This window comes from Marinobacterium arenosum (assembly GCF_019795155.1).
GTDB lineage: Bacteria > Pseudomonadota > Gammaproteobacteria > Pseudomonadales > Balneatricaceae > Marinobacterium_C > Marinobacterium_C arenosum.
Map to the genome: position 1 here is coordinate 1 of NZ_JAILYN010000012.1, position 22,352 is coordinate 22,352.

General features: G+C 62.5%; 22 protein-coding genes. 11 read left to right on the forward strand and 11 right to left on the reverse strand.

Translation table 11 applies throughout. The features are described from left to right. Nucleotides 1–141: 141 nt before the first annotated feature. The gene (locus K6T12_RS07370; RefSeq protein WP_222221001.1) at nucleotides 142–1,275 is read right to left on the reverse strand and encodes a PilT/PilU family type 4a pilus ATPase; all 1,134 of its coding nucleotides are present in this window, start codon (nucleotides 1,273–1,275) and stop codon (nucleotides 142–144) included. 18 nt (nucleotides 1,276–1,293) lie between these two features. Beyond that, nucleotides 1,294–2,328 carry a type IV pilus twitching motility protein PilT gene (locus tag K6T12_RS07375; protein ID WP_222221003.1) on the reverse strand — a complete coding sequence of 345 codons (1,035 nt, stop codon included), beginning with the start codon at nucleotides 2,326–2,328 and terminating at the stop codon, nucleotides 1,294–1,296. 90 nt (nucleotides 2,329–2,418) lie between these two features. Here K6T12_RS07375 and K6T12_RS07380 point away from each other — a divergent pair, with 90 nt between their 5' ends. From K6T12_RS07380 to K6T12_RS07425, 10 genes are all read left to right on the forward strand, one after another. Beyond that, nucleotides 2,419–3,117: a YggS family pyridoxal phosphate-dependent enzyme gene (locus tag K6T12_RS07380; RefSeq protein ID WP_222221005.1), complete on the forward strand. Its 699-nt coding sequence runs from the start codon at nucleotides 2,419–2,421 to the stop codon at nucleotides 3,115–3,117. An 83-nt stretch (nucleotides 3,118–3,200) separates the two neighbouring features. After that, on the forward strand, nucleotides 3,201–4,028 hold the full coding sequence (gene proC / locus K6T12_RS07385; protein WP_222221007.1) for a pyrroline-5-carboxylate reductase: 828 nt from the start codon (nucleotides 3,201–3,203) through the stop codon (nucleotides 4,026–4,028). Nucleotides 4,029–4,139: 111 nt separating this feature from the next. Next, nucleotides 4,140–4,682, forward strand: a complete 543-nt coding sequence (locus K6T12_RS07390) for a YggT family protein (protein ID WP_222221009.1) — start codon at nucleotides 4,140–4,142, stop codon at nucleotides 4,680–4,682. 1 nt (nucleotide 4,683) lies between these two features. Further along, a complete protein-coding gene (locus K6T12_RS07395) occupies nucleotides 4,684–4,974 on the forward strand; it encodes a DUF167 family protein (protein ID WP_222221011.1) in 291 nt (96 codons plus the stop codon). A gap of 219 nt (nucleotides 4,975–5,193) precedes the next feature. Then, nucleotides 5,194–6,357, forward strand: a complete 1,164-nt coding sequence (gene metX / locus K6T12_RS07400) for a homoserine O-succinyltransferase MetX (RefSeq protein WP_222221013.1) — start codon at nucleotides 5,194–5,196, stop codon at nucleotides 6,355–6,357. Nucleotide 6,358: 1 nt separating this feature from the next. Continuing rightward, on the forward strand, nucleotides 6,359–6,949 hold the full coding sequence (metW, locus tag K6T12_RS07405) for a methionine biosynthesis protein MetW (protein WP_222221015.1): 591 nt from the start codon (nucleotides 6,359–6,361) through the stop codon (nucleotides 6,947–6,949). Nucleotides 6,950–6,961: 12 nt separating this feature from the next. Beyond that, nucleotides 6,962–7,417 (forward strand): DUF4426 domain-containing protein, encoded by a 456-nt coding sequence (locus K6T12_RS07410; protein ID WP_222221017.1) that lies wholly within the window; start codon nucleotides 6,962–6,964, stop codon nucleotides 7,415–7,417. A gap of 122 nt (nucleotides 7,418–7,539) precedes the next feature. Continuing rightward, nucleotides 7,540–8,142, forward strand: a complete 603-nt coding sequence (locus K6T12_RS07415) for an XTP/dITP diphosphatase (RefSeq protein ID WP_222221019.1) — start codon at nucleotides 7,540–7,542, stop codon at nucleotides 8,140–8,142. Nucleotides 8,143–8,212: 70 nt separating this feature from the next. After that, complete coding sequence (hemW, locus tag K6T12_RS07420; protein WP_222221020.1) at nucleotides 8,213–9,349, forward strand: radical SAM family heme chaperone HemW; 1,137 nt, start codon at nucleotides 8,213–8,215, stop codon at nucleotides 9,347–9,349. Nucleotides 9,350–9,543: 194 nt separating this feature from the next. Further along, the gene (locus K6T12_RS07425; RefSeq protein ID WP_222221022.1) at nucleotides 9,544–11,412 is read left to right on the forward strand and encodes a methyl-accepting chemotaxis protein; all 1,869 of its coding nucleotides are present in this window, start codon (nucleotides 9,544–9,546) and stop codon (nucleotides 11,410–11,412) included. A gap of 200 nt (nucleotides 11,413–11,612) precedes the next feature. On the opposite strand, the gene K6T12_RS07430 is transcribed toward K6T12_RS07425, so the two are convergent. The 7 genes from K6T12_RS07430 to lptM all read right to left on the reverse strand — a co-directional run bounded on the left by K6T12_RS07430 (nucleotide 11,613) and on the right by lptM (nucleotide 18,036). Next, a complete protein-coding gene (locus K6T12_RS07430) occupies nucleotides 11,613–13,208 on the reverse strand; it encodes a methyl-accepting chemotaxis protein (RefSeq protein WP_222221024.1) in 1,596 nt (531 codons plus the stop codon). 290 nt (nucleotides 13,209–13,498) lie between these two features. Further along, nucleotides 13,499–14,224 (reverse strand): HAD family hydrolase, encoded by a 726-nt coding sequence (locus K6T12_RS07435; RefSeq protein WP_222221026.1) that lies wholly within the window; start codon nucleotides 14,222–14,224, stop codon nucleotides 13,499–13,501. Continuing rightward, complete coding sequence (gene xerC / locus K6T12_RS07440; RefSeq protein ID WP_222221028.1) at nucleotides 14,217–15,134, reverse strand: tyrosine recombinase XerC; 918 nt, start codon at nucleotides 15,132–15,134, stop codon at nucleotides 14,217–14,219. Before xerC ends, K6T12_RS07435 begins: the two co-directional genes overlap by 8 nt. A gap of 4 nt (nucleotides 15,135–15,138) precedes the next feature. Then, nucleotides 15,139–15,816: a DUF484 family protein gene (locus K6T12_RS07445; RefSeq protein ID WP_222221030.1), complete on the reverse strand. Its 678-nt coding sequence runs from the start codon at nucleotides 15,814–15,816 to the stop codon at nucleotides 15,139–15,141. Continuing rightward, nucleotides 15,813–16,643 carry a diaminopimelate epimerase gene (gene dapF / locus K6T12_RS07450; RefSeq protein ID WP_222221032.1) on the reverse strand — a complete coding sequence of 277 codons (831 nt, stop codon included), beginning with the start codon at nucleotides 16,641–16,643 and terminating at the stop codon, nucleotides 15,813–15,815. Before dapF ends, K6T12_RS07445 begins: the two co-directional genes overlap by 4 nt. 10 nt (nucleotides 16,644–16,653) lie before the next feature. Beyond that, the gene (lysA, locus tag K6T12_RS07455) at nucleotides 16,654–17,910 is read right to left on the reverse strand and encodes a diaminopimelate decarboxylase (RefSeq protein WP_222221034.1); all 1,257 of its coding nucleotides are present in this window, start codon (nucleotides 17,908–17,910) and stop codon (nucleotides 16,654–16,656) included. Between the two features lie 15 nt (nucleotides 17,911–17,925). Continuing rightward, entirely contained in the window at nucleotides 17,926–18,036 is a 111-nt protein-coding gene (gene lptM, locus K6T12_RS07460) for an LPS translocon maturation chaperone LptM (protein WP_222221036.1), read from the reverse strand. Between the two features lie 275 nt (nucleotides 18,037–18,311). Between lptM and cyaY the strand changes: the two genes are divergently transcribed. Further along, nucleotides 18,312–18,635, forward strand: a complete 324-nt coding sequence (cyaY, locus tag K6T12_RS07465; RefSeq protein WP_222221037.1) for an iron donor protein CyaY — start codon at nucleotides 18,312–18,314, stop codon at nucleotides 18,633–18,635. Nucleotides 18,636–19,284: 649 nt separating this feature from the next. On the opposite strand, the gene waaA is transcribed toward cyaY, so the two are convergent. Then, nucleotides 19,285–20,550 (reverse strand): lipid IV(A) 3-deoxy-D-manno-octulosonic acid transferase, encoded by a 1,266-nt coding sequence (waaA, locus tag K6T12_RS07470; RefSeq protein WP_222221039.1) that lies wholly within the window; start codon nucleotides 20,548–20,550, stop codon nucleotides 19,285–19,287. Continuing rightward, nucleotides 20,550–22,331, reverse strand: coding sequence for a lipid A export permease/ATP-binding protein MsbA (msbA, locus tag K6T12_RS07475; protein ID WP_222221041.1), 1,782 nt, complete (start codon nucleotides 22,329–22,331; stop codon nucleotides 20,550–20,552). Before msbA ends, waaA begins: the two co-directional genes overlap by 1 nt. Nucleotides 22,332–22,352: the final 21 nt, after the last annotated feature.

Below are 22,352 nucleotides of genomic sequence, written 5' to 3' on the forward strand. Positions count from 1 at the left end.
GGACTGGTATCGCTGATGGGACAATACCATCGGCTCAAATGTATGACGTGAACCGCCGTATACGGAACCGTACGTACGGTGGTGTGAGAGGACGGAGGCCGTGAGGCCTCCTCCTACTCGATTGGACGGACACCCTGAGAATCAGCTCAGGTAGTCGCCGTCGTCCTGCAGCGTAAAGTTGACGTTGTCCGACTTGTCCAGCTGCGGGTTGGTATCGGCGTTCAGCTTGATCATCAGGCGCAGGTCGTTGGCGGAGTCGGCGTGGTTCAGCGCCACGTCGTACTCGATCACCCCCTCCTGGTAGAGCTTGAACAGCGACTGGTCGAAGGTCTGCATACCGAGGTTGGTGGACTTCTTCATTACCTCTTTGATCTCGTGCACCTCGCCCTTGCGGATCAGGTCGGAGATCAGCGGGGTGTTGATCATCACCTCGATCGCCGCGCGGCGGCCCTTGCCGTCCTTGGTCGGCAACAGCTGCTGGGCGATGATCGCTTTCAGGTTCAGCGACAGGTCCATCCAGGTCTGGGCATGCTGCTCCGGTGGGAAGAAGTTGATGATCCGGTCCAGCGCCTGGTTGGCGTTGTTGGCGTGCATGGTGGCCAGGCAGAGGTGGCCGGTTTCGGCGAACACCATGCCGTACTGCATCAGGTCCTGGGAGCGGATCTCGCCCATCAGAATCACATCCGGCGCCTGGCGCAGGGTGTTCTTCAGCGCGGTCTCGTAGGAGTCGGTGTCGATGCCGACCTCGCGCTGGGTGATGATGCTCTGGCGATGTTCATGCATGAACTCGATCGGGTCTTCGATGGTGATGATGTGACCGCGATGGTTGCGGTTGCGGTAGTCGATCATCGATGCCAGCGAGGTGGATTTACCGGTCGAGGTGCCGCCGACGAACAGGATCAGGCCGCGCTTGGTCATCGACAGGTCGGCCAGGATCGGCGGCAGGTTAAGCTCATCCATGGTCGGGATCACGGTATTGATGCGGCGCAACACCATCCCCGGCGAGTTGCGCTGGAAGAACGCCGATACACGGAAGCGGCCCAGGTCCGGCGCACTGATGGCGAAGTTGCACTCGCGGGTGCCTTCGAACTCGGCCAGCTGTTTGTCGTTCATGGTGCTGTAGACCAGCGTTCGGCACTGGGGCGGGGTCAGCGCTTCTTTGGTCAACGGCTTGATGGTGCCATCCGCCTTGATGGCCGGACGGGCGCCGGCGGTAATGAACAGGTCGGATGCGTTCCGGTCCACCATCACTTTGAGCAGTTGTGTAAAGTCCACAGCTCGGTCCTATATCGCTCAGAAATTCTTCGGGTTGGCGGCCTTCTCGCGGGCGGCATCGCGGGTGATCAGCCCCTTCTGCAGCAGCTCGGTGAGGCTCTGGTCCAGGGTTTTCATGCCGTGCTGGGCACCGGTCTGGATCGACGAGTACATCTGCGCCACCTTGTCCTCGCGGATCAGGTTGCGGATCGCCGGGGTGCCGATCATGATCTCATGGGCCGCCACGCGGCCGCCGTTCGGCTTCTTCAGCAGGGTCTGCGAAATGACCCCCTGCAGCGACTCCGACAGCATCGAGCGCACCATCGCCTTCTCCGCCGCCGGGAACACGTCGATGATACGGTCGATGGTCTTGGCGGCCGAGGTGGTGTGCAGGGTGCCGAACACCAGGTGGCCGGTCTCGGCGGCGGTCAGCGCCAGCCGGATGGTTTCCAGGTCGCGCATCTCGCCGACCAGGATCACGTCCGGGTCCTCACGCAGGGCCGAGCGTAGCGCATGGCTGAAGCTATGGGTGTCGCGGTGTACCTCGCGCTGGTTGATCAGCGACTTCTTGCTTTCATGGACAAATTCGATCGGGTCTTCGATGGTCAGGATATGGTCGGCGCGGTTCTCGTTGATGTAGTCGATCATCGCCGCCAGGGTGGTACTCTTACCTGAACCGGTCGGTCCGGTCACCAGCACGATACCGCGCGCCATCTCAGCCAGGTTCTTGAACACCTGGCCCATGCCGAGGTCGTCCATGGTCAGCACCTTGGTCGGGATGGTACGGAACACCGCCGCCGCGCCCCGGTTCTGGTTGAAGGCGTTGACACGGAAACGGGCCACGTTGGGCACCTCGAAGGAGAAGTCGGTTTCCAGTACGTCCTCGTATTCCTTGCGCTGCTTGTCATTCATAATATCGTAGACAAGTGCGTGAACCTGTTTGTGGTCCAGTGGCGGCAGCTTGATGCGGCGTACGTCGCCGTCGACCCGGATAACCGGCGGCATTCCAGCGGTAAGGTGGAGGTCGGACGCGCCCTGCTGTACGGTGAAAGATAAAAGTTCGGTAATATCCATGGCTTAGAGACCTGGGACTCCTTTGAATGACCGCTCTAGTTCTAGCAGAATAGCCAGGCCAATCCAATCGTATATCCGCCCGGAGTTGACATGGGTAGTATTGCAGAGAATATCGCTTCAGTGCGCGAATCACTGGCAAAAAGTGCCGCGGCAGCCGGTCGGCCGGTCGATGGGGTCACCTTGATGGCGGTCAGCAAGACCCGCCATGCCGACGAGTTGCGCGCCGTCGCCGCAGAAGGGATACGCGACTTCGGCGAGAATTATCTGCAGGAGAGCCTGGACAAGATCGAGGCGCTGGCGGATATGCCGCTGGTGTGGCACTTCATCGGCCCGATCCAGTCCAACAAGACCCGGCCGATCGCCGAGCACTTCGACTGGGTGCACAGCGTCGACCGCGACAAGATTGGCCGCCGGCTGGCGGAGCAGCGGCCGGCCGGCATGGCGCCGCTGAATATCTGCCTGCAGGTCAATATCAGCGGCGAGCAGAGCAAGTCAGGCTGCCTGCCGGAACAGTTGCCGGCGCTGGCAGAGGCGCTGGACGGGTTGCCGAACCTGCGGCTGCGCGGGCTGATGGCGATTCCGCAGGCGACCGATGACGAAAGGGCGCAGCGGGCGGTATTCGCCCGGATGCGGGCGTTGCTGAGTGAACTGCAGCAAGAGCATCCGCAGATGGACACCCTGTCGATGGGGATGTCCGGTGATATGGCGGCGGCGATCGCCGAAGGATCGACCCTGGTCAGGATCGGTACCGCGATCTTCGGGCCACGTGACTACAGTCAAAAGTCGTAACATCGTTGAACCGTTAACTATACAAGCAATATCGGGTTGCGGTTCCGGCATTGATGCCGGAGTGCACCCTTGAGGACAGAAATTTGAGCAACTATCCGACACTGGCATTTATCGGCGCCGGCAACATGGCGCGGGCGATCATCGGTGGCCTGCTGGCCAACGGCTATCCGGCCGCGAACATCTGGGCCTCCGAACCGGACAGCGAAAAACTGCAGGATCTGGCGGCGCAAGGCTTGCAGGTGACCAGCGATAACAACGCCGCCGTAGCGGCTGCCGAACTGGTGGTGCTGGCGGTCAAGCCGCAGGTGATGAAAGCGGTGACCGGCGATATGGCGGCGGCGGTACAGGCCGGTCAGCCGCTGGTCGTATCGGTGGCGGCCGGTATTCCCGCCGAGTCGCTTGATCGCTGGCTGGGTGGCAACTGCGCCATCGTGCGCTGCATGCCGAATACCCCGGCGCTGGTCGGTAAGGGAGCCAGCGGCCTGTACGCCAACGACCGGGTTAGTGCCGAACAACGCGCCCTGGCCGAGCGGGTGATGCAGGCCACCGGCATCGCTCTGTGGGTCGATGAAGAAGCTCAACTGGATGCGGTAACCGCGGTCTCCGGCTCCGGCCCGGCCTACTATTTCCTGGTGATGGAGGCGATGATCCAGGCCGGCGTCAAGCTGGGCCTGTCTGAAGCGGTGTCTCGTCAACTGACCCTGCAGACCGCGCTGGGCGCCGCCGAGATGGCCTCCGCCAGCGAGGTACTGCCGGACGAGTTGCGTCGCCGGGTGACTTCGCCGAAGGGGACCACCGAGCAGGCGATCCTCAGTTTCGAAGCGGACGGCCTGCGCGATATCTTCATGCAGGCGATGCAGGCCTGCAGCGATCGTTCGGTGGAGATGGCGGAGCAGCTGGGCAAGGACTGATCCGGCCGCGATGGTACTTTCCCGGCGGCGGGTGTTCCTGCTGCCGGCGGTATAAAAGAGCCGGGGAAGCCTCTATAATTTTCCGAAATCAAGCGCTTAACAGGATGTCACATGGGACAGGATCCGATTACGCTGATCATCAGCACCCTCGGTAACCTTTACGCCTTTATCGTTGTATTGCGATTCCTGCTGCAACTGGCCCAGGCGGACTACTACAATCCGATCTCCCAGGCGGTGGTCAAGGCGACCAATCCGCCATTGATGCCGTTGCAGAAGGTACTGCCGCGCATGGGTCGTTGGGATCTGTCGGCGCTGGTGCTGGCGGCGTTGGTCAAGTTCGGCACCCTGCTGCTGATCTTCGTGGTGCACGACAACCTGCCCAATATTGCCGGTTTGGCGCTGTTCTCGTTGGTCGGTGTGCTCGACCTGATCCTGACCATCTATTTCTGGGCGGTACTGGCGGCGGTGATCATCAGCTGGGTGGCGCCGAACAGTTACCATCCGGCGCCACAGCTGTTATTGCAACTGACCGAACCGCTGTTCGCGCTGGTACGCAAGGTGATTCCGCCGCTGGGCGGGCTGGATCTGTCGCCGATCTTCATCTTCCTGGCTATCCAGATCATCCAGTCGCAACTGTCGCGGCTGGTGATCTGAGTTGGGTTTCTATCAGTGGCAGGGCGACGATCTGCTGTTGAGCCTGCACCTGCAGCCCAAGGCCTCGAAGGATGAGATCTGTGGTCTGCACGGTGACAGTGTTAAGATACGGATCAGCGCGCCACCGATCGAAGGGAGGGCCAACGCCCACCTGATCAAGTTTCTGGCCAAGCAGTTCGGCGTGGCCAAGAGCGCGGTGACCATTGTCGGCGGCGAACTGGGCCGCCAGAAACGGGTAAAGATCGAGCAGCCGAGCAGGCTGCCCGAGTTGCTTGAGATTGAGCGAGACTGACGTGTTTGACAGTACCTTCCTGCTGCAGTGTCGGTTCCTGCTATACGAGATGTGATGCTCGACTGCCGGAGCCGCCGCAAGTCGCTGTAAAGACAGCCCCAGCCGTTGCGGACGGTCCGGAACCATTGCGTTGAAAACATGATGTTTGCAATAGGGCGCCCGGCGGCCGGTGAAACCTGAAGTGCCGCGACAGCGCCCGATACAGTCGGGAACACTGAAATGCCCACACCTTTTCCGCACGACTCGGTCGGCCTGGTCCAGCCGCAACTGATCCGTTTCGATCAGCCGCTGCAACTGGCCTGCGGCCGCTCCCTGGAATCCTACGAGCTGATCGTCGAAACCTACGGCGAGCTGAACGAAGATCGCTCCAACGCGGTGCTGATCTGCCACGCCCTGTCCGGCAACCACCACATTGCCGGTTACCACAGCGAAGATGACAGGAAACCCGGTTGGTGGGACAGCGCGGTTGGTCCTGGCAAGCCGATCGATACCAACAAGTTTTTTGTCATTGGTCTGAACAATCTGGGTGGCTGTCACGGCTCCACCGGACCGAACAGCGTCAATCCGGCCACCGGCAAGCCGTACGGGCCGGATTTTCCGATCGTCACCGTCAAGGACTGGGTCAACAGCCAGGCCCGGCTGGCCGACCATTTCGGTATTGCGCAGTGGGCGGCGATAATCGGCGGCAGCCTCGGTGGTATGCAGGCGCTGCAGTGGTCGATCGACTATCCCGAACGGCTGCGTCACTGCCTGGTGATCGCCGCGGCGCCCAAACTGTCGGCCCAGAACATCGCCTTCAACGAGGTGGCCCGGCAGGCGATCAGCCGCGATATCGAATTTCACGACGGCCACTATTACGAGCGCGAAACGGTACCGAAGACCGGCCTGATGCTGGCGCGGATGCTGGGCCATATCACCTACCTGTCGGCCGACGGCATGCGCGAGAAATTTGGTCGCGAGTTGCGCTCCGGTTCGATCAGTTTCGACTTCACGCCGCAGTTCGAGGTGGAGTCCTACCTGCGCTACCAGGGTGAGCGTTTCTCCACTGCGTTCGACGCCAACACCTACCTGCTGATGACCAAGGCGCTGGACTACTACGACCCGGCCGCCGAGTACGGCAACGACCTGTCCAAGGCGATGGAGCAGACCCGCTGCAAGTTCATGTTGATCTCGTTCACCACCGACTGGCGTTTCGCGCCGGACCGTTCACGCGAGATCGTCGACGCGCTGGTCGATGCACGCAAGCCGGTCAGCTATGCCGAGATAGACGCACCCCAGGGGCACGATGCGTTCCTGATTCCGATCCCCCGCTACATGGAGGTGTTCGGGGCGTACATGAAGCAGGTGGCGGGGGATATTCCGGCCGTCAAGGAGGGCAACTGAGATGCGCGCAGACCTGGATATCATTCAGCAGTGGATCGCGCCGGGCAGCCGGGTGCTGGACCTCGGTTGTGGTGACGGCGAACTGCTGCACTACCTGAAGCAGCAGAAGAACATCAGTGGTTACGGTCTGGAGATCGAGCCGGGCAATATCACCGCCTGCCTGGAGAAGGGGGTGTCGGTGATCGAAAAGGATATCGATGATGGGTTGGCGTCGATCCGCGCCAACAGCTTCGACACGGTGATCATGACCCAGGCGTTGCAGATCATGGAGCGACCGGACCTGATCGTCGACGAGATGCTGCGGATCGGCAAGGAGTGCATCGTCACCTTCCCGAACTTCGGTCACTGGCGGGCGCGCGGCTATCTGGCGTTCCGCGGCAAGATGCCGGTGTCCAAGTTCCTGCCCTATACTTGGTACAACACGCCGAACATCCACTTCTGTACCTTCAAGGATTTCGAACGGCTCTGTGTCGAGCGAAATATCTATATTCAGGAGCGTACCGTGGTGGATCATGAACATTGTCACCGCTGGTGGATCAAGCTGTGGCCCAACATGCTGGGTGAAATCGCGATCTACCGGATTACCAGATAAGGGGCAGGGAATATGCAACCAATCCTCAGCTTTCTACGTGTCGGGCTGGTGGCGGCGCTGATCGCGCTGGTCAGCGTCAGTGCCCGGGCGGAGCAGTTCGTCAAATATGGCGACTACGAGATCCATTACAATGCCTTCAACAGCAGCTTCCTGCAGCCGGATGTCGCCCAGTCGGTCGGCATCGTTCGCGGCAAGCGGCGCGCGCTGATCAATGTCTCGGTGTTGAAAATGCAGCCGGACGGTTCCATGAAGCCGGTCACGGCGATGGTCAATGGCTCGGTGCTGAACCTGATCGAGCAGCAGCAGCAGATGGATTTCAAGAAGATCGACGAGGGTAAGGCGATCTACTATATCGGCTCGTTTGGCTTTACCGACGACCAGCTGATGCGCATCTCGCTGCAGGTGCAGCCCGACGCCAATCAACCGGCATTCGATATCAACTTCGAGCAGAAATTCTATACCGACTGAACCGCCGGTTGGCGGTATCATAAGGGCCGCAGGCGGCTATACTGCCGGTTCGAATCCGTTTCGGACCTCGGGTATGGCGCCGGCGGCTTTTTTCGTTCGAGTTGCAACAGACAGGGGACAGCATGATCAAGCAGATCGTATTGGCCAGCGGTAACAAGGGTAAGCTACGTGAGTTCAATCAGGTATTGAGCCACTGGGATATTGAGGTGCTGCCGCAGTCGCATTTTCAGGTCGTCGATGCCGAAGAGACCGGCCTGAGCTTCGTGGAAAATGCGATTCTCAAAGCGCGCCATGCCGCCCGTGCCACCGGTCTGCCGGCCTTGGCCGATGACTCTGGCCTGGAGGTCGATGCGATCAATGGTCAGCCGGGTATCTACTCGGCACGCTTTGCCGGCCCCGCTGCCGACGATATGCAGAACAACGCCAAACTGCTGGAGATGCTGAATGGCCTGCCGGACGACCAGCGCAGCGCCCGTTTTCGCTGTGTACTGGCCTTTATGCGCCATGCCGAAGATCCGACCCCGCTGATCTGCCAGGGAACCTGGGAGGGGCTTATTCTGCGTGAGCCGCGCGGCGACAACGGCTTCGGCTACGACCCGCTGTTCCTGGTTCCGACGCTTGGCAAGGCCTCCGCCGAACTGCCGCCGGAGCAGAAGAACCAGCTCAGCCACCGCGGCCAGGCCGTCAAGGAGCTGATCGCCCGGATCGGCCCTTATCTGCGGTAAGCCACAAGCCACAAGCTTGAAGCTGACCGCTTACAGCTTCCCGCTTTGCGAACCTAAGTGAGCAAACTAAATGACGCTGCCTCCACTGTCGCTCTATATCCATATCCCCTGGTGCGTGCGCAAATGCCCTTACTGCGACTTCAACTCCCATGCGGTGCGCGACGAGTTGCCCGAGGCGGAGTATGTTGCCGCATTGCTGGCGGACCTGGATGATGAAACGACCGCTGCCGCAGGGCGAGAGGTGGCCAGCATCTTTATCGGTGGTGGCACGCCGAGCCTGTTCAGTGCCGACAGCATTGCCGACATTCTGCGCGGTGTGGCGGCGCGGGTACCGTTGGCCGCTGATGCCGAGATCACCATGGAGGCCAACCCGGGCACCTTCGAGCAGGAGCGCTTTGCCGGCTTTCGGGCCGCCGGGATCAACCGGCTGTCGCTCGGGGTACAGAGCTTCGATGATGCCTGCCTGAAGGCGCTGGGGCGGATCCACTGTGCCGCCGATGCCGAAACCGCCTTCCGCCGCGCCCGTGAGATCGGCTTCGACAATATCAATATCGACCTGATGCACGGTCTGCCGGGCCAGACCATCGAACTGGCGCGTGGCGACCTGCTGAAGGGGCTGGAACTGGCCCCGGATCATCTCTCCTGGTACCAGCTGACTATCGAGCCGAATACCGAATTCCATGCCCGCCCGCCATCCCTGCCGATTGATGACACTCTGTGGGAGATCCAGCAGATGGGCGGAGAGCTATTGGCGGCGCAGGGCTACCGGCAATACGAGGTGTCGGCTTATGCCCGCGACGGGCGCCAAGCGGCCCATAACCTGAACTACTGGCAGTTCGGCGATTATATCGGCATCGGCGCCGGTGCCCACGGCAAGCTGACCTGCGCCGACGGTCGCATCATGCGGCGCTGGAAACAGCGTCAGCCGAAAGCCTACCTGAATCCGCTCAGCCGGCTGGGTGGCGAGCAACCGGTGGCGGTCGAGGAGCTGCCGTTCGAATTCATGATGAACGTGCTGCGCTTGACCGACGGCGTACCGGCTAACCTATTCAGCCAGCGTACCGGCCAGCCGTTGAGCATTATTGAACCGTTGCTGGACCAGGCCCGTCGCCGCGGCCTGTTGCTGGATGATCCCGCCCGACTACAGCCGACCGATCAGGGCCGGCTGTTCCTCAATGACCTGCTGGGGCTGTTCCTGGCCGACTGATCCCGCGCATCCTCATTCTACCCGCCTGCCTACCTACTTGCCGCCACGGCGGCGAGCGGCTCTTTAGCCCCTGTGTCGAAGATCGTGAAGGCATACATCAATAAAAATTCGTAATACCAGAATCATTGTTTGGTAGTATCCGTTCTTTAGCGCCAATTCAATAAAACGAAGTCCAGCATTAAGAACTCCCTATGATGACAATTAAAACGAAACTATCGGCGTTGGTGCTCTTTGTCGTACTGTCGATTGCAGCGATGTACGGCCTGCTACAGATTTCGATGGCCTCGATGGGCAGCCTCAAGGATGCCGAGACGGCCGTGGGTACGCTGCAAAGCGATATGTTGCTGCTACGTCGCCATGAGAAAGATTTCCTGGCTCGCAACAACCTGAAGTATCAGGTCCGTTTCGACGAAGTTGTCGGCCAGTTCAAGGCCGATATCGACCACCTCAACGGCCTGCTGGCGCAGCACGACATCAGCCGCCAGCGTAGTGACCAACTGGCCGGGGTTATCGAGATGTACGGCCGGCACTTTGCCGCGCTGGTTCAACTCAAGCAGAAGATCGGCCTGAGCCATAAAGAGGGCTTGCGCGGCCGTTTGCGGGATGCGGTGCATGAAGCCGAGGAGCGGGTCAGCGAGATCGGCGATATGGCGCTGCTGACCGATATCCTGCAACTGCGGCGGGCGGAGAAGGATTTCATGCTGCGGGGCGAGCTGAAATACCGCGCCAAGTTCGAGCAGCGCTTCGAACAGGCGCTGGCGAAGGTTGAGGCGGCCGAGTTCAATGACGCCGCTTATCGGCAGGACACCCTGCAGCGGCTGGCCAGCTACCGCAGCGATTTCCTGGCATTGGTGGCGGGCTTCGAGCAGCTCGGCCTGGCCAGTGATCAGGGCTTGCGGGGCCAGATGCGCAGCACCGTGCACCAGTCGGAAACCCTGCTGGAAGAGTTGACCGGCGAGCTGAAGCAGCAGATCCAGGCGATGGAACAGCGGCTGCAGGCATGGGCACTGGCCGGCATCTTGCTGATCGCGTTGGCGGTGACGGCGATCGCGTTCTTTATCGCCCGCAGTGTGCTGGAGCCGATCAACCGCTTTGGTCAGCTGATGAAGCAGGCGCGTGACGAGAAAGACCTGAGGTTGCGCTTCTCGACGGCCGGCCGGGACGAGATCGATGCCATGGGACGGGACTTTAACAGCATGATGGACGCCTTCCAGGCTCTGCTGGAGCAGGTATCCCGCTCGTCGCTGCAGCTCAGTGCGGCGGCGGAGGAGTTGTCGTCGATCACCACCGAGACCTCCAGCGGTCTGGAGAGCCAGCAGCATGAAGTGGTGCAGGTGGCGGCGTCGGTCGATCAGATGGAAGCCTCGATGCAGGAGATCGCCGGCAACACCGAGTTGACCTCCAGCACCGCGGTGGACAGCCAGCAGAGCGCTCAGCAGAGTCATGCAATCATTCAGCGGGCGATTCAGAGCATTGACCAGCTGGCCGAAAAGGCGGAGCAGACCGCCTCGGTGGTGCAGCAGCTGAAAACCGACAGCGACAATATCGGCTCGGTGCTGGATGTGATCAAGGACATTGCCGAGCAGACCAACCTGCTGGCGCTGAATGCGTCGATCGAAGCGGCCCGGGCCGGCGACCAGGGACGCGGCTTCTCGGTGGTGGCTGACGAAGTACGCAACCTGGCGGTGCGTACCCAGCAGTCGGCCGGCGAGATTGAGGCGATGATCCGCGAACTGCAGCAGCGAACCGAGGCGGTGTCCGGCCTGATGGAACAGAGCGTCAGTCAGAGCCGGGCCACCGTCGAGGAAGCCGGCCATAGCCTGGGGACGCTGGACGAGATTACCCAAGGGGCTGGCCGGATCGTCGATATGACCACTCAGGCGGCCTCGGCAGTCGAAGAGCAGGCGGCGGTGGCGGCCGAGATCAACCGCAACGTGGAGCAGATCCGCCAGATCATGGCGGTGGCCAACGAGCAGGTCGACCAGAACGCCCAGGCCAGCGGTGAAGTGGCCCAGCAGGCCAATGCGTTGCAGCAGGCGGTGGCACAGTTCCGGGTAAGTTGATTGTTCACCGGCAAGCGCGACCACAGCAGGCTGCGCCTCCCGCCGCGACGAATTCATGCTGTAGTGCGAATGATGCCAGCCACCGTTAACTCATTACGGTTAACTGAACTAACTGACAACTCAAAATAAAAAAACGGCAGCCCTGCTAGGCTGCCGTTTTTTATTGCTTCGTTTTCGTCGCTTCGTTTTTGTTACTGGGCTCAGACCTGGAAGCGTTGGATCAGCTTGTTGAGCTCCTGAATCTCCTGGCGGATCTGCTCGGTGGCTGCCACCACCTTGCGGGTATCTTCCTTGGTATTGCCGGCCACGTCGGAAATATTGATGATCCGCTGGTCGATATCGTTGGCCACCTGGCTCTGCTCCTCGGCGGCGGTGGAGATCTGGGTGTTCATCGCCGAGATGGTGTCGGCCGAGCTGACGATCTGCTGCAGCGCCTTGACGGCGGACGCCGCCTGGGTACTGCTGTTTTCGGCCAGTTCGGTGCTGCGGGTCATGGAGCCGACCGCCCGGCCTGCCTGTTCCTGCAGCCGTTCGATGATCGCCTGGATCTCCTGGGTCGACATCTGGGTACGCTGCGCCAGGGTGCGTACCTCGTCGGCCACCACCGCGAAACCGCGGCCCTGGTCGCCGGCCCGGGCGGCCTCGATGGCTGCGTTCAGCGCCAGCAGGTTGGTCTGTTCGGCAATCTCGTTGATCACCGAGGTGACGTTGCCCACTTCGCGGGTGGCCGCTTCCAGCTCATGCAGGGTGGCGGCGGTGCTCTGCAGGGTCTGCTGCATCTCCTGCGCGCTGACGCCAGCCTGGCTGACCACCTCGCTGCTGCTGCGTGCCTGCTGGTCGGTATTGCGGGCGGCATCTTCGGCGGCGACCGCGTTCTGGGCCACTTCCTGTACCGTGGCGGCCATCTCGTTCATTGCCGTGGCGACCAGCTCGATATCGCTGTACTGCCGGCTGACGCCGCGCTCGGCGTCTTCGGTGGCGGCCACCACGTTACTGACGTGGCGCTCGGTGTTCTGGGCGGTCTGCTGCACCTGACGCATCAGTTCGCTGACATGACCGAGCATCTCGTTATAGCACTCGAACAGTCGGCCAACCTCGTTGTCGGTATGGATCACGTCGAAGCGGTGGGTAAAGTTGCCCTTGCCGACCTCGGTCATCCGCCGTTGCAGACGGTCCATATTGTCCATCAGCATCTTCAGGCCGAAGATACGGCCCATCACCACCAGGAACAGGATCAGCAATACGCAGACGAAGGCGATCAGCAGCTGGGTACGGGTAGTGCTGTTGGCGGCATCGGTCATCATCACCACCGCCTTGTTCATCTCCTTCAGCAGCACCGGTGATTGCTGGTGGATCTGTTGAAGGGTCTGGTCGGACGGGCTGCTGCTGTGCTGCAGGATAAGTGTCTTGTAGTTGTTCCAAAGCGAGCCGACGCGCTGCATCTGCTTACGAATCGCCGGGTCGCTGATGGCGTTCATCCCCTGGCTACTGTCGCCGTCGACGATCGCCCGGTGGGAGCGTTCGAACAGGTCGATGGTTTTCTGCAGCTGGCTCTGCTGTTCGATATTGGCGGCCACCAGCATCGCCTCCTTGGCGATCCGCTGGCTGAGCATCCGCTGGCGGCCGGCGACATTGATGGTCTGTGGATTGATCGCCATGCTCATATAGAGCGAGATGCCGGAGGCGGCGGCCAGCAGGAAGATAATGGCGTAGGACAGCAGGAACTGTCGGTTGATGGTCTTACAGCCAACCAGCCTGAGCAGGCGGTCGATTACAGAGACGATAGCACTGTACATACGTGGGGGCCCCGTGCGGTGATCAATCCTGACCGCCCTCGCCGGGCAAGCCGGTCCGGCGGCATATTTCGAAAAGAGGATCCGTTCAACTTCCGAAAGGCTGCTGAGCCAGTTCCGATTCCGAATGACGTTACCAGTGTCTTGAGTCGTTTGCTAGCGACTGTTCGACCTGTTTCGACTATAGCTGAGGCGTATCAATAAAAATATGGTAGGGCGGTGCTTTTTGTAATGGCAGGAATGGCTGGAGGCGGGGTGGGAGGGTAGCCCACCCCGATGAGCGCGTAACAGATTCAGAGCGTGGCGCGCGATTCCGCTTCCTGGCGGATTGATTCGATCGCCGCATCGATCTGACTCAGGCACTGCACCTCGCGGTCGGCCGGCGCTTCGCCGGTCCAGTCGGCCCCCTTCAGGTTGACCCAGATCGACCAGACGCCGGCATTCTGGGCGCCCTTGATATCGGTGACCGGATCATCGCCGACATGGACCACCTGCTCCGGTCGCAGGCCGGTGTGGTGCAGCATCTGATGAAACATCAGCGGATCCGGTTTCTCGCTGCCGACGCCGTCGGCATTGAACTGGAAGTCGAAATGCTCGCCCAGCCCGACCCGGTGGATATCGGCATTGCCGTTGCTCAGCGCACCCAGTTGGTAGCCCTGTTTATGCAGTCGATCGATCAGCGCCAGGGCATGTTCGAAGAAGTCGACCTGCTGGCGCGCTTCGAGAAATACCTCGAAGGCGTCGTCGGCCAGCTGCCGTACCCGCTGCGGCGGATAGCCGGCCCGGGTCAGCCCGGCCTCCAGTAGCTTCAGCCGGATCTGGGTCACGCTGTGGCTGATATCGGGATGAGCCTGAAGTACCTGGCGGCGCAGTTCCGGCAGGTCGTGCAGGCTGAACATGCGGGTGAAATCGGCTGCATTGCTGTGCAGCCAGTCGAACAGGGTACGGTTGGCTTGTTCGACCACCGGATCGACCGCCCAAAGGGTATCGTCCAGGTCGAAGGTAACGCACTTAATCATTTTTCTTGCCCTTCTGTGCCCGCGGATGTGCTTTCTCGTACACCGACATCAGATGCTGGAAATCCAGATGGGTGTAGATCTGGGTGGTGGCGATATCGGCGTGGCCGAGCAGTTCCTGCACGGCGCGCAGGTCGCCACTGGATTCAAGCATATGACTGGCGAAGCTGTGGCGCAAACGGTGCGGGTGTACCTTGCCGGAGATACCGAGCCATTGGCCCCAGTGGTCCATCCGCTGCTGCACGGTGCGCGGGCTGATGCGCTGGCCGCGGCTGGAGACGAACAGTGCCGGCTCGTCGTAGCTGGCCAGCTTTGGGCGCCGTTCGAGCCACTGCTGCAACGCCTCGACCGCCTTGCGGCCGATCGGCAGCAGGCGTTCCTTGCGGCCCTTGCCGGTCACGCAGAGGCTGCCGTCGGCCAGATCCGGATCGGTCTGGTTGAGGCTGACCAGTTCGGACAGGCGCAGCCCGGAGGAGTAGATCAATTCCATCATCGCCCGATCACGGGCGGCCAGCGGTGAGCCGTCGTCGGGCAGCTCCAGCAGCTCGCCGATCTGGTCGACATCCAGGGTCTTGGGCAGCCGGCGGGGGCTTTTCGGTGCCTGTACCGCCAACGCCGGATTGTGCTCGACAACCCCTTCGCGGTGCAGGAAGCGGAACAGTGAGCGGATCGCCGACAGGCAGCGGGCGATGCTGCGGCCGGACAGCTCGTCGCGGTGGCATTCGGCGGCGAAACGGCGGATATCCCGTTCGCTCAGCTGGTCGATCCGGTCGGGGCCGTGCAGCGCCATGAACCGGGTCAGCCGGTCCAGGTCGCGACCGTAGCTGGACAGGGTGTGGGGCGAGAACTGCCGCTCGCTGGCCAGGTAGCGCAGAAAGCGCCCCCGCCAGTCGAAGTCGGCGTCCATGCCCATGCCGTCAGCCCCGCTGCAGGATGCGGTACAGCACCCGGCTGAGCACTTCGCCGACGTAGCTCAGGTACAGGGTGCCCTGGCTGCTCTGGAAGTAGTCCGGGTCGTAGCTGCCGATTGCCAGCAGGCCGATGGTCTGGCCCTTGACCAGTGGCACCACCGCCGCCGAGCCGATCCGCTCCGCATCCTGCTGGAACAGGAAGCGGTACTGCTCGTCGGACAGCTGGCCGCAGGAGGCCAGGTTGCTCTCTACCAGCAGGTCGACCGGCGCCGCCTGCTCGCGCGGCATTACCCGCAGGTTGTTGGTGTCCAGAACCTTTTCGCTGAACAGCAGCAGCGCGGTGCTGTCGCCGTGGAAGTCCTGGCACAGACTCTCCTCGACCGCCACCGCGACATCGTCCAGGGTCTCCGCTTCCAGCAGGTTGAGCACCATCCGCTTGGTCTTCTCGAACTGCATGTCGTTATGGCGGGCGATATCGACCAGATCGGACAGGTGGGCGTTCAGCCGCTGGGTTTTCTCACGCAGCACGCTGGTCTGGCGTTCGACCAGCGACACCGCCGCGCCGGTCTGGTGCGGCACGTACAGCTTCTCCAGCAACTTGATATGGCGGCTGAAGAAGTCCGGATGGGCCGCCAGGAAGTCGGCCACCTGCTGCTCGTCCAGTTGGGAAATCAGGTCGCTCATAGGTAGATCTGTCCTTCAAATACGGTGGTGGCCGGGCCGGTCATCAGTACCGGCTGGCCCCGGCCGGCCCAGCGGATCTCCAGGTCGCCGCCGGGCAGGTGCACGGTGACCCGCTCATCCAGCAGCCCCTGCAACCGGCCGGCAACCACTGCCGCGCAGGCGCCGGTGCCGCAGGCGCGGGTCTCGCCGGCGCCGCGTTCATAGACCCGCAACCGGATCTCGTTGCGGCTGACCACCTGCATGAAGCCGATATTGGCTTTCTGCGGAAAGCGTGGGTGGGCTTCAAGCGCCGGGCCGAGAGTTTCCACCGGCGCGCTGGCAACATCATCCACCACCAGCACACCGTGCGGATTGCCCATGCTGACCGCGCCGATCCGGTGGTTGCTGCCGGCGACCTCGATGTCGTAACTGTCGGCCTGTTCGGCCGCATCGAACGGGATCTCGGCCGGCGCCAGCATCGGTGCGCCCATGTCGACCTCCACCTGGCGGTTGTCGCACAGCCGCAGTACCGCCCGCCCCTTGGCGGTCTCCACATGGATCTCGTCCTTGTGGGTCAGTTGCTTGTCGCGCACGAACTTGGCGAAGCAGCGGGCGCCGTTGCCACAGTGCTCCACTTCGGAGCCGTCGGCGTTGTAGATCCGGTAGCTGAAGTCCATCTCCGGATGGCGCGGCGGTTCGACCACCAGCAGCTGGTCGAAGCCGACGCCGGTGTGGCGGTCGGCCAGCTTACGGACCATCTTCTCGTTCAGCTTCAGCCGCTGGGTGACCAGGTCGAGTACCAGGAAATCGTTACCCAGGCCGTGCATCTTGGTAAAACGTATCAGCATCGGGGCTCCATCAACGGTCTTTCGGCAGCGGCTGTTCGCCGTGCATCAGCTGGGCCAGGGTTTCCCGCTTACGGATCAGGTGGAACTGGTTGTCGTCCACCATCACCTCGGCGGCGCGCGGCCGGGTGTTGTAGTTGGAAGCCATGGTGAAACCGTACGCGCCGGCAGAGCAGACTGCCAGCAGGTCGCCTTCGGCCAGGTTCAGCTGGCGGTCCTTGCCGAGGAAGTCGCCGGTTTCGCAGACCGGGCCGACCAGGTCCCAGCTCTTGGTTTCGCCCTCTTCGCGCAGTTCTACCGGCACGATCTCCTGGTAGGCGCTGTACAGTGCCGGCCGGATCAGGTCGTTCATCGCGCCGTCGATGATGGCGAAGTTCTTCTCGGCGGTCGGTTTCAGGAACTCGACCCGGGTCAGCATCACGCCGGCGTTGGCGACGATCGAGCGGCCCGGCTCCATGACCAGACTCAACGGACGATCGCCCAGCTTCTCCAGTATCGCGGCGACGAACTCACCGGTGCTCGGCGGTGTCTCGTCGGTATAGCAGACGCCCAGTCCGCCGCCGATATCCAGGTGGCGGATCTGGATGCCGTCCTCGGCCAACGCGTCGATCAGCACCAGCAGTCGGTCCAATGCGTCCATGTAGGGGGCGATCTCGGTCAGCTGGCTGCCGATATGGCAGTCCATGCCGATCACTTCGACGTTGTCCAGCGCGGCGGCAAGGCCGTAGATGCGGCGGGCTTGCTCGATGGCGATACCGAACTTGTTCTCCTTCAGGCCGGTGGAGATGTAGGGATGGGTGCCGGCATCGACGTCCGGGTTGACCCGGAAGCTGATCGGCGCCACTTTGCCCAATGCGGCAGCGACTGCGTTGATCCGTTCCAGCTCCGGCTCGGACTCGATATTGATGCAGTGGATGCCCAGCTCGAGCGCCCGCTTGATCTCGTCCGGCCGCTTGGCGACGCCGGAGAATACCACTCGCGCCGGATCGCCGCCGGCCTTGATCACCCGCTCCAGTTCACCGATGGAAACGATGTCGAAACCGGCGCCGAGCCGGGCCAGCAGGTTCAGCACCGCCAGGTTGGAGTTGGCCTTCACCGCGTAGCAGACCATGCCGTCGTGGCCTTCCAGCGCCTGGGCATAGCCCAGGTAGGCGCGTTCGATGGCATCGCGGGAGTAAACATAGAGCGGAGTGCCGTACTGTTCGGCGATACGGCCCAGTGCCACATCTTCACAGTGGAGTCGGCCGTTACGGTATTCAAAATTGTCCATCAGTGATGTCACCTGTTAGTGCGACTGCTGTTGCGTCGCCATGCTGTCCGGCAGCTGCAGCGGCCCTTTCTGGCCGCAACCCGCCAGCAGCAGCGCCGCCAGCAGGGCAAATGCGAATCTGTTCACCTGGTTACCCCGATTAGAGGGAGGAAACCGGCAATTATACTGTGATCTTCAGCTTTTGCAGACCTTATGGCCGGTGCAATTGATCGCAGTTTTTCCCGGTTTCGGCTTTTTCACGGTATCCAGCACGCATAAAGCGGGATGCTAGGGCCACTGTGCCGTAGGTGCGGATTTATCCGCGACCCGCGGTGGTTCTTTCGAAATCCGTGGACTGTCTACCGGCTACGCTGCTGCTTTATACTGGCGGCAACTTTCTACTGTGAAGCCGGATAAAGAACATGACCGAATCTGATTTCAACGAACGGGTGGACGCCACGCTGGAAGAGATCGAAGCGACCCTGGACGATGCCGATACCGATCTGGACTACCTGATCAGCGGCGGGGTGCTGACCATCATCTGCGAGAACCGCAGCCAGCTGATCCTGACCCGCCAGACACCGGTGCGCCAGCTGTGGCTGGCTACCCGTAGCGGTGGCTATCACTTCGATTACGACGCCGACGGCGACCGCTGGGTGCTGGACAGCGACGGCACGTCGCTGGCGGAGCTGCTGGGCCGTGAGTTCGCCGCCCAGGCCGGCGAAACGCTGGAATTCAAGATCTGAACCGAGCGCCGCAGCAAGTAGGGCCCCGCAGCAGGGGCTTCAGCCGCGACCTGTAGTGGTTCTATTGAAATCCGCGGATGTCGCCCTCGGAGCGGGCTGCTACGAAGCTCGGCCCCGTAGCAGCGGGCTCCGACCGCGATGGGGTTGGCCCGGTCCGCGGGTGTCGCCCTCGGAGCGGGCTGCTACGAAGCTCGGCCCCGTAGCCGTGGGCTCCGACCGCGATTGGGTTGGCCCGGTCCGCGGGTGTCGCCCTCTGAGCGGGCTGCTACGAAGCTCGGAACCCGTAGCAGCGGGCCCCGACCGCGATGGGGTTGGCACAGTTCGTGGGTGTCGCCCTCGGAGCGGGCTGCTACGAAGCTCGGCCCCGTAGCAGCGGGCTCCGACCGCGATGGGGTTGGCCCGGTCCGCGGGTGTCGCCCTCTGAGCGGGCTGCTACGAAGCTCGGCCCTGTAGCAGTGGGCTCCGACCGCGATGGGGTTGGCACAGTTCGTGGGTGTCGCCAGCGGAGTGGGCTGCTACGAAGCAGGGAATTTATTCGCGACCCGCGCTGGTTCTATTGAAATCCGCGACCTGTCGCCCGCGGCATCCAATGGGCAAAAAAGTAGCGGGCTGCTACGAAGCTGGAGCCCATAGGGAGGGCATTTAGCATTTAGCTCGGCCCGATCTGTTCCGCTACCAGCTGGTACAACTGCTCCAGTGCGCCCTGGTTGGCGGCGACGAACTGCCGAGCTGCCAGGCCTTGCTGCTGAGCCCGCTTCGGGTTGGCCAGCAGTCGTGCGAGGTGTTCCTGCAATTGGTCTTCCGATTCCGCCAGTGTCAGCCCGCCCGCCTCGGCCAGCTGGCGACAGATCTCGGCGAAATTGAACACCTGTGACCCCATCAGTACCGGCTTGCCGAGCATCGCCGGTTCCAGCGGATTGTGGCCGCCGCGCTCGATCAGGCTGCCGCCGACGAAACAGAGGTCGGCGGCGGCATAGAACTTGACCAGCTCACCCATGGTGTCGCCGATATAAACCTCGCTGTCGGTATCGACATCGGCCAGGCTGCGGCGGGCGGTTCTGTAGCCTTGCTGCTGGGCTAGTTCGGCCACCCTGTCGAAACGTTCGGGATGGCGCGGTACCAGCACCAGCAGCAGTTGGGGGTGTTCCTGGCGCAGTGCCGGCAGCATCGCCAGCAGTGCCTGCTCCTCGCCCTCGTGGGTGCTGCCGGCCACCAGCACCGGCCGGCCTGCGCCCCAACTCTGTCGCAACGCTTCTCCGTGTTGCTCGATATCCGCCGGCAGCCGGATGTCGAACTTGATGCTGCCGGTGACCTGCAGCCGCTCCAGCGGGAGGCCCAGCGCGACGAAGCGCTCGCCATCGCTGGCGTGCTGGGCGGCCACCAGGCTCAGCTGGCGCAGCAGCGGCCGGGTCAGCACTCCGAAGCGGTGATAGCCGCGTGCCGAGCGGGCCGACAGCCGGGCATTGGCGACCAGCACCGGCAGTTGGCGGGCGGCGCAGGCGGCGATCATATTGGGCCACAGCTCAGTCTCGACGACGATCAGGCCGCGCGGATCGGTCCGTTTCAGGAAGCGGTTCAGCGCATCCGGCAGGTCGTAGGGGCAGTAGCGGTGTTCGACCCGGTCGCCGAACAGTGCCCGCACCCGCTCGGCGCCGGTCGGGGTGGTGGTGGTCAACAGAATCGGCAGCTGCGGCTGGCGAGCCAGCAGCAGCTCGACCAGCGGCGCGATCGCCAGGGTTTCGCCGACCGATACCGCGTGGATCCACAACGGCCGTTCACTGCGTTCGGCGCCGAAGCCGAACCGCTCGCCGAGCCGTTCAGCGTAGGCCGGCGCCTTGCGGCTGCGCCGCCATAACCGCAGCAGCACCAGCGGCAGCGCCAGGTAGAACAGCAGGCTGTACAGCAGACGCGCCATCAGAAACCACCGGCGGGTTCGCTGAACTGCATCCGGTGCAGCGCCGCGTAGGCGCCGTCCAGTTCCAGCAGCTGCTGGTGGTTGCCCTGTTCGACAATTTTGCCGCGGTCCATCACCACGATCAGGTCGGCCCGCTCGATGGTCGACAGCCGGTGGGCGATCACCAGCGTGGTGCGGCCCTCCATCACGTGTTCCAGCGCCGCCTGGATATGACGCTCCGATTCGGTATCCAGCGCCGAGGTGGCCTCGTCGAGGATCAGCAGCGGTGCGTTCTTCAAAATCGCCCGGGCGATGGCGATCCGCTGGCGCTGGCCACCGGACAGCATCACCCCGTTTTCGCCGACCAGGGTATCCAGGCCGTCCGGCATCCGGGCGGCGAACTCGTCGACATGGGCGGCAACAGCGGCGGCCTCGATCGCCTCGCGCGGCGCGTTCTTCAACGCGCCATAGGCGATATTGTCGGCGATGCTGCCTTCGAACAGCACCACCTGCTGGTTGACCAGCGCGATCTGGCGGCGCAGTTCATCCAATTTCAGCTCGGTCAGCGGGATACCATCCAGCCGGATGGCGCCCTCGGTCGGATCGAAGAAGCGCGGCAGCAGGTTGGCCAGGGTGGTCTTGCCGCTACCGGAGCGGCCTACCAGCGCCACGCTCTGGCCCGGCTCAACCTGCAGGTTGATATCGTCCAGCGCCAGGTGGTCGCTGCCCTCGTAGCGGAAGCTGACATGCTCCAGACTGAGCCGGCCGTCGGCCCGCGCCAGGGTGCGGTCGCCGCTGTCCGGCTCCGCCGGCAGGTCGATCAGATCGAACAGGCTCTGTGCGGCGGCGATACCGCGCTGGATGATGGCGTTGACCTCGGTCATCTGGCGCAGCGGTTTGGCGATCATGCCGGCGGCGGTGATGAAGGCGATGAACTCGCCGGTACTCATGTCAGCCAGTAGTGCCGGGCTCATCGCCATATAGACCAGCAGCGCCAGCGCCAATGCCACCAGCAGTTGCACCACCGGGGTGTTGATCGCCTGGGTCACCACCATCTTCATGAATTGCTTGCGGTTGTGCTCGCTGACGTCGATGAAGCGCTGTTGCTCCACCTCGGCACCGCCGAAGATCCGCACCACCTCGTAGCCCTTGATCGCTTCCGAGGCGGTGTGGGTGACATCGCCGATCGAATCCTGGATCCGGTGGCTCAAGGTGCGGAACCGCTTCGACGCGAACGCCACTGCCGCGACGATAAACGGACCGGCGGCGATGAACACCAGGGTCAGTTTCCAGTTCAGGTACAGCAGGTAGCCGAACAGCCCCAGCACCGTCAGGCCCTCGCGGATGGTTACCCGCAGCGCATCGGTGGCGGCGCCGGTGACCTGCTCGACGTTGAAGGTCAGCCGCGACAGGATCTGGCCGGAGGCCTCCTGCTGGTAGAAGGCGCAGGGCAAGCGCAGCAGTTGGTTGAACATCTCGGTGCGCATCCGGTGCACCAGATGGCGGGCGGCATAGGCGATGCCGTACTGGCCGAGGAAGGTGCCGACACCGCGCACCACGAAGATCAGAATAATGGCGCCGGCCACCAGGCCGCGCTGGTCCAGCAGGCCCTGTTCCAGCGTCTCCACCATATATTCCATCCACTTGGCGAACGCGGTCTGGCTGGCGGCATAGAGTGTGAAGCCGATAAAGCTGACCACGAAGGCGTACCAATGGGGCGCGACATAGTGCACCAGTCGCTTGTAGGTCTCCCAGCCGCTGCGGTGATGATCGTCCTGGCCGGGGATGGTCGGTTTGGTCATGTAAATGCAATCTCGATCCGA

Bases quoted from the DNA above. Each gene is read 5' to 3' on its own strand.
- K6T12_RS07410 (WP_222221017.1), top strand. From the start codon at position 6,962: ATGCAACCAATCCTCAGCTTTCTACGTGTCGGGCTGGTGGCGGCGCTG.
- metW (WP_222221015.1), top strand. From the start codon at position 6,359: ATGCGCGCAGACCTGGATATCATTCAGCAGTGGATCGCGCCGGGCAGC.
- K6T12_RS07435 (WP_222221026.1), bottom strand. From the start codon at position 14,224: ATGATTAAGTGCGTTACCTTCGACCTGGACGATACCCTTTGGGCGGTC.
- K6T12_RS07415 (WP_222221019.1), top strand. From the start codon at position 7,540: ATGATCAAGCAGATCGTATTGGCCAGCGGTAACAAGGGTAAGCTACGT.
- K6T12_RS07425 (WP_222221022.1), top strand. From the start codon at position 9,544: ATGACAATTAAAACGAAACTATCGGCGTTGGTGCTCTTTGTCGTACTG.
- waaA (WP_222221039.1), bottom strand. From the start codon at position 20,550: ATGGCGCGTCTGCTGTACAGCCTGCTGTTCTACCTGGCGCTGCCGCTG.
- xerC (WP_222221028.1), bottom strand. From the start codon at position 15,134: ATGGGCATGGACGCCGACTTCGACTGGCGGGGGCGCTTTCTGCGCTAC.
- K6T12_RS07375 (WP_222221003.1), bottom strand. From the start codon at position 2,328: ATGGATATTACCGAACTTTTATCTTTCACCGTACAGCAGGGCGCGTCC.
- K6T12_RS07430 (WP_222221024.1), bottom strand. From the start codon at position 13,208: ATGTACAGTGCTATCGTCTCTGTAATCGACCGCCTGCTCAGGCTGGTT.
- K6T12_RS07390 (WP_222221009.1), top strand. From the start codon at position 4,140: ATGGGACAGGATCCGATTACGCTGATCATCAGCACCCTCGGTAACCTT.
- K6T12_RS07380 (WP_222221005.1), top strand. From the start codon at position 2,419: ATGGGTAGTATTGCAGAGAATATCGCTTCAGTGCGCGAATCACTGGCA.
- lysA (WP_222221034.1), bottom strand. From the start codon at position 17,910: ATGGACAATTTTGAATACCGTAACGGCCGACTCCACTGTGAAGATGTG.
- hemW (WP_222221020.1), top strand. From the start codon at position 8,213: ATGACGCTGCCTCCACTGTCGCTCTATATCCATATCCCCTGGTGCGTG.
- msbA (WP_222221041.1), bottom strand. From the start codon at position 22,331: ATGACCAAACCGACCATCCCCGGCCAGGACGATCATCACCGCAGCGGC.
- dapF (WP_222221032.1), bottom strand. From the start codon at position 16,643: ATGCTGATACGTTTTACCAAGATGCACGGCCTGGGTAACGATTTCCTG.
- cyaY (WP_222221037.1), top strand. From the start codon at position 18,312: ATGACCGAATCTGATTTCAACGAACGGGTGGACGCCACGCTGGAAGAG.
- K6T12_RS07445 (WP_222221030.1), bottom strand. From the start codon at position 15,816: ATGAGCGACCTGATTTCCCAACTGGACGAGCAGCAGGTGGCCGACTTC.
- metX (WP_222221013.1), top strand. From the start codon at position 5,194: ATGCCCACACCTTTTCCGCACGACTCGGTCGGCCTGGTCCAGCCGCAA.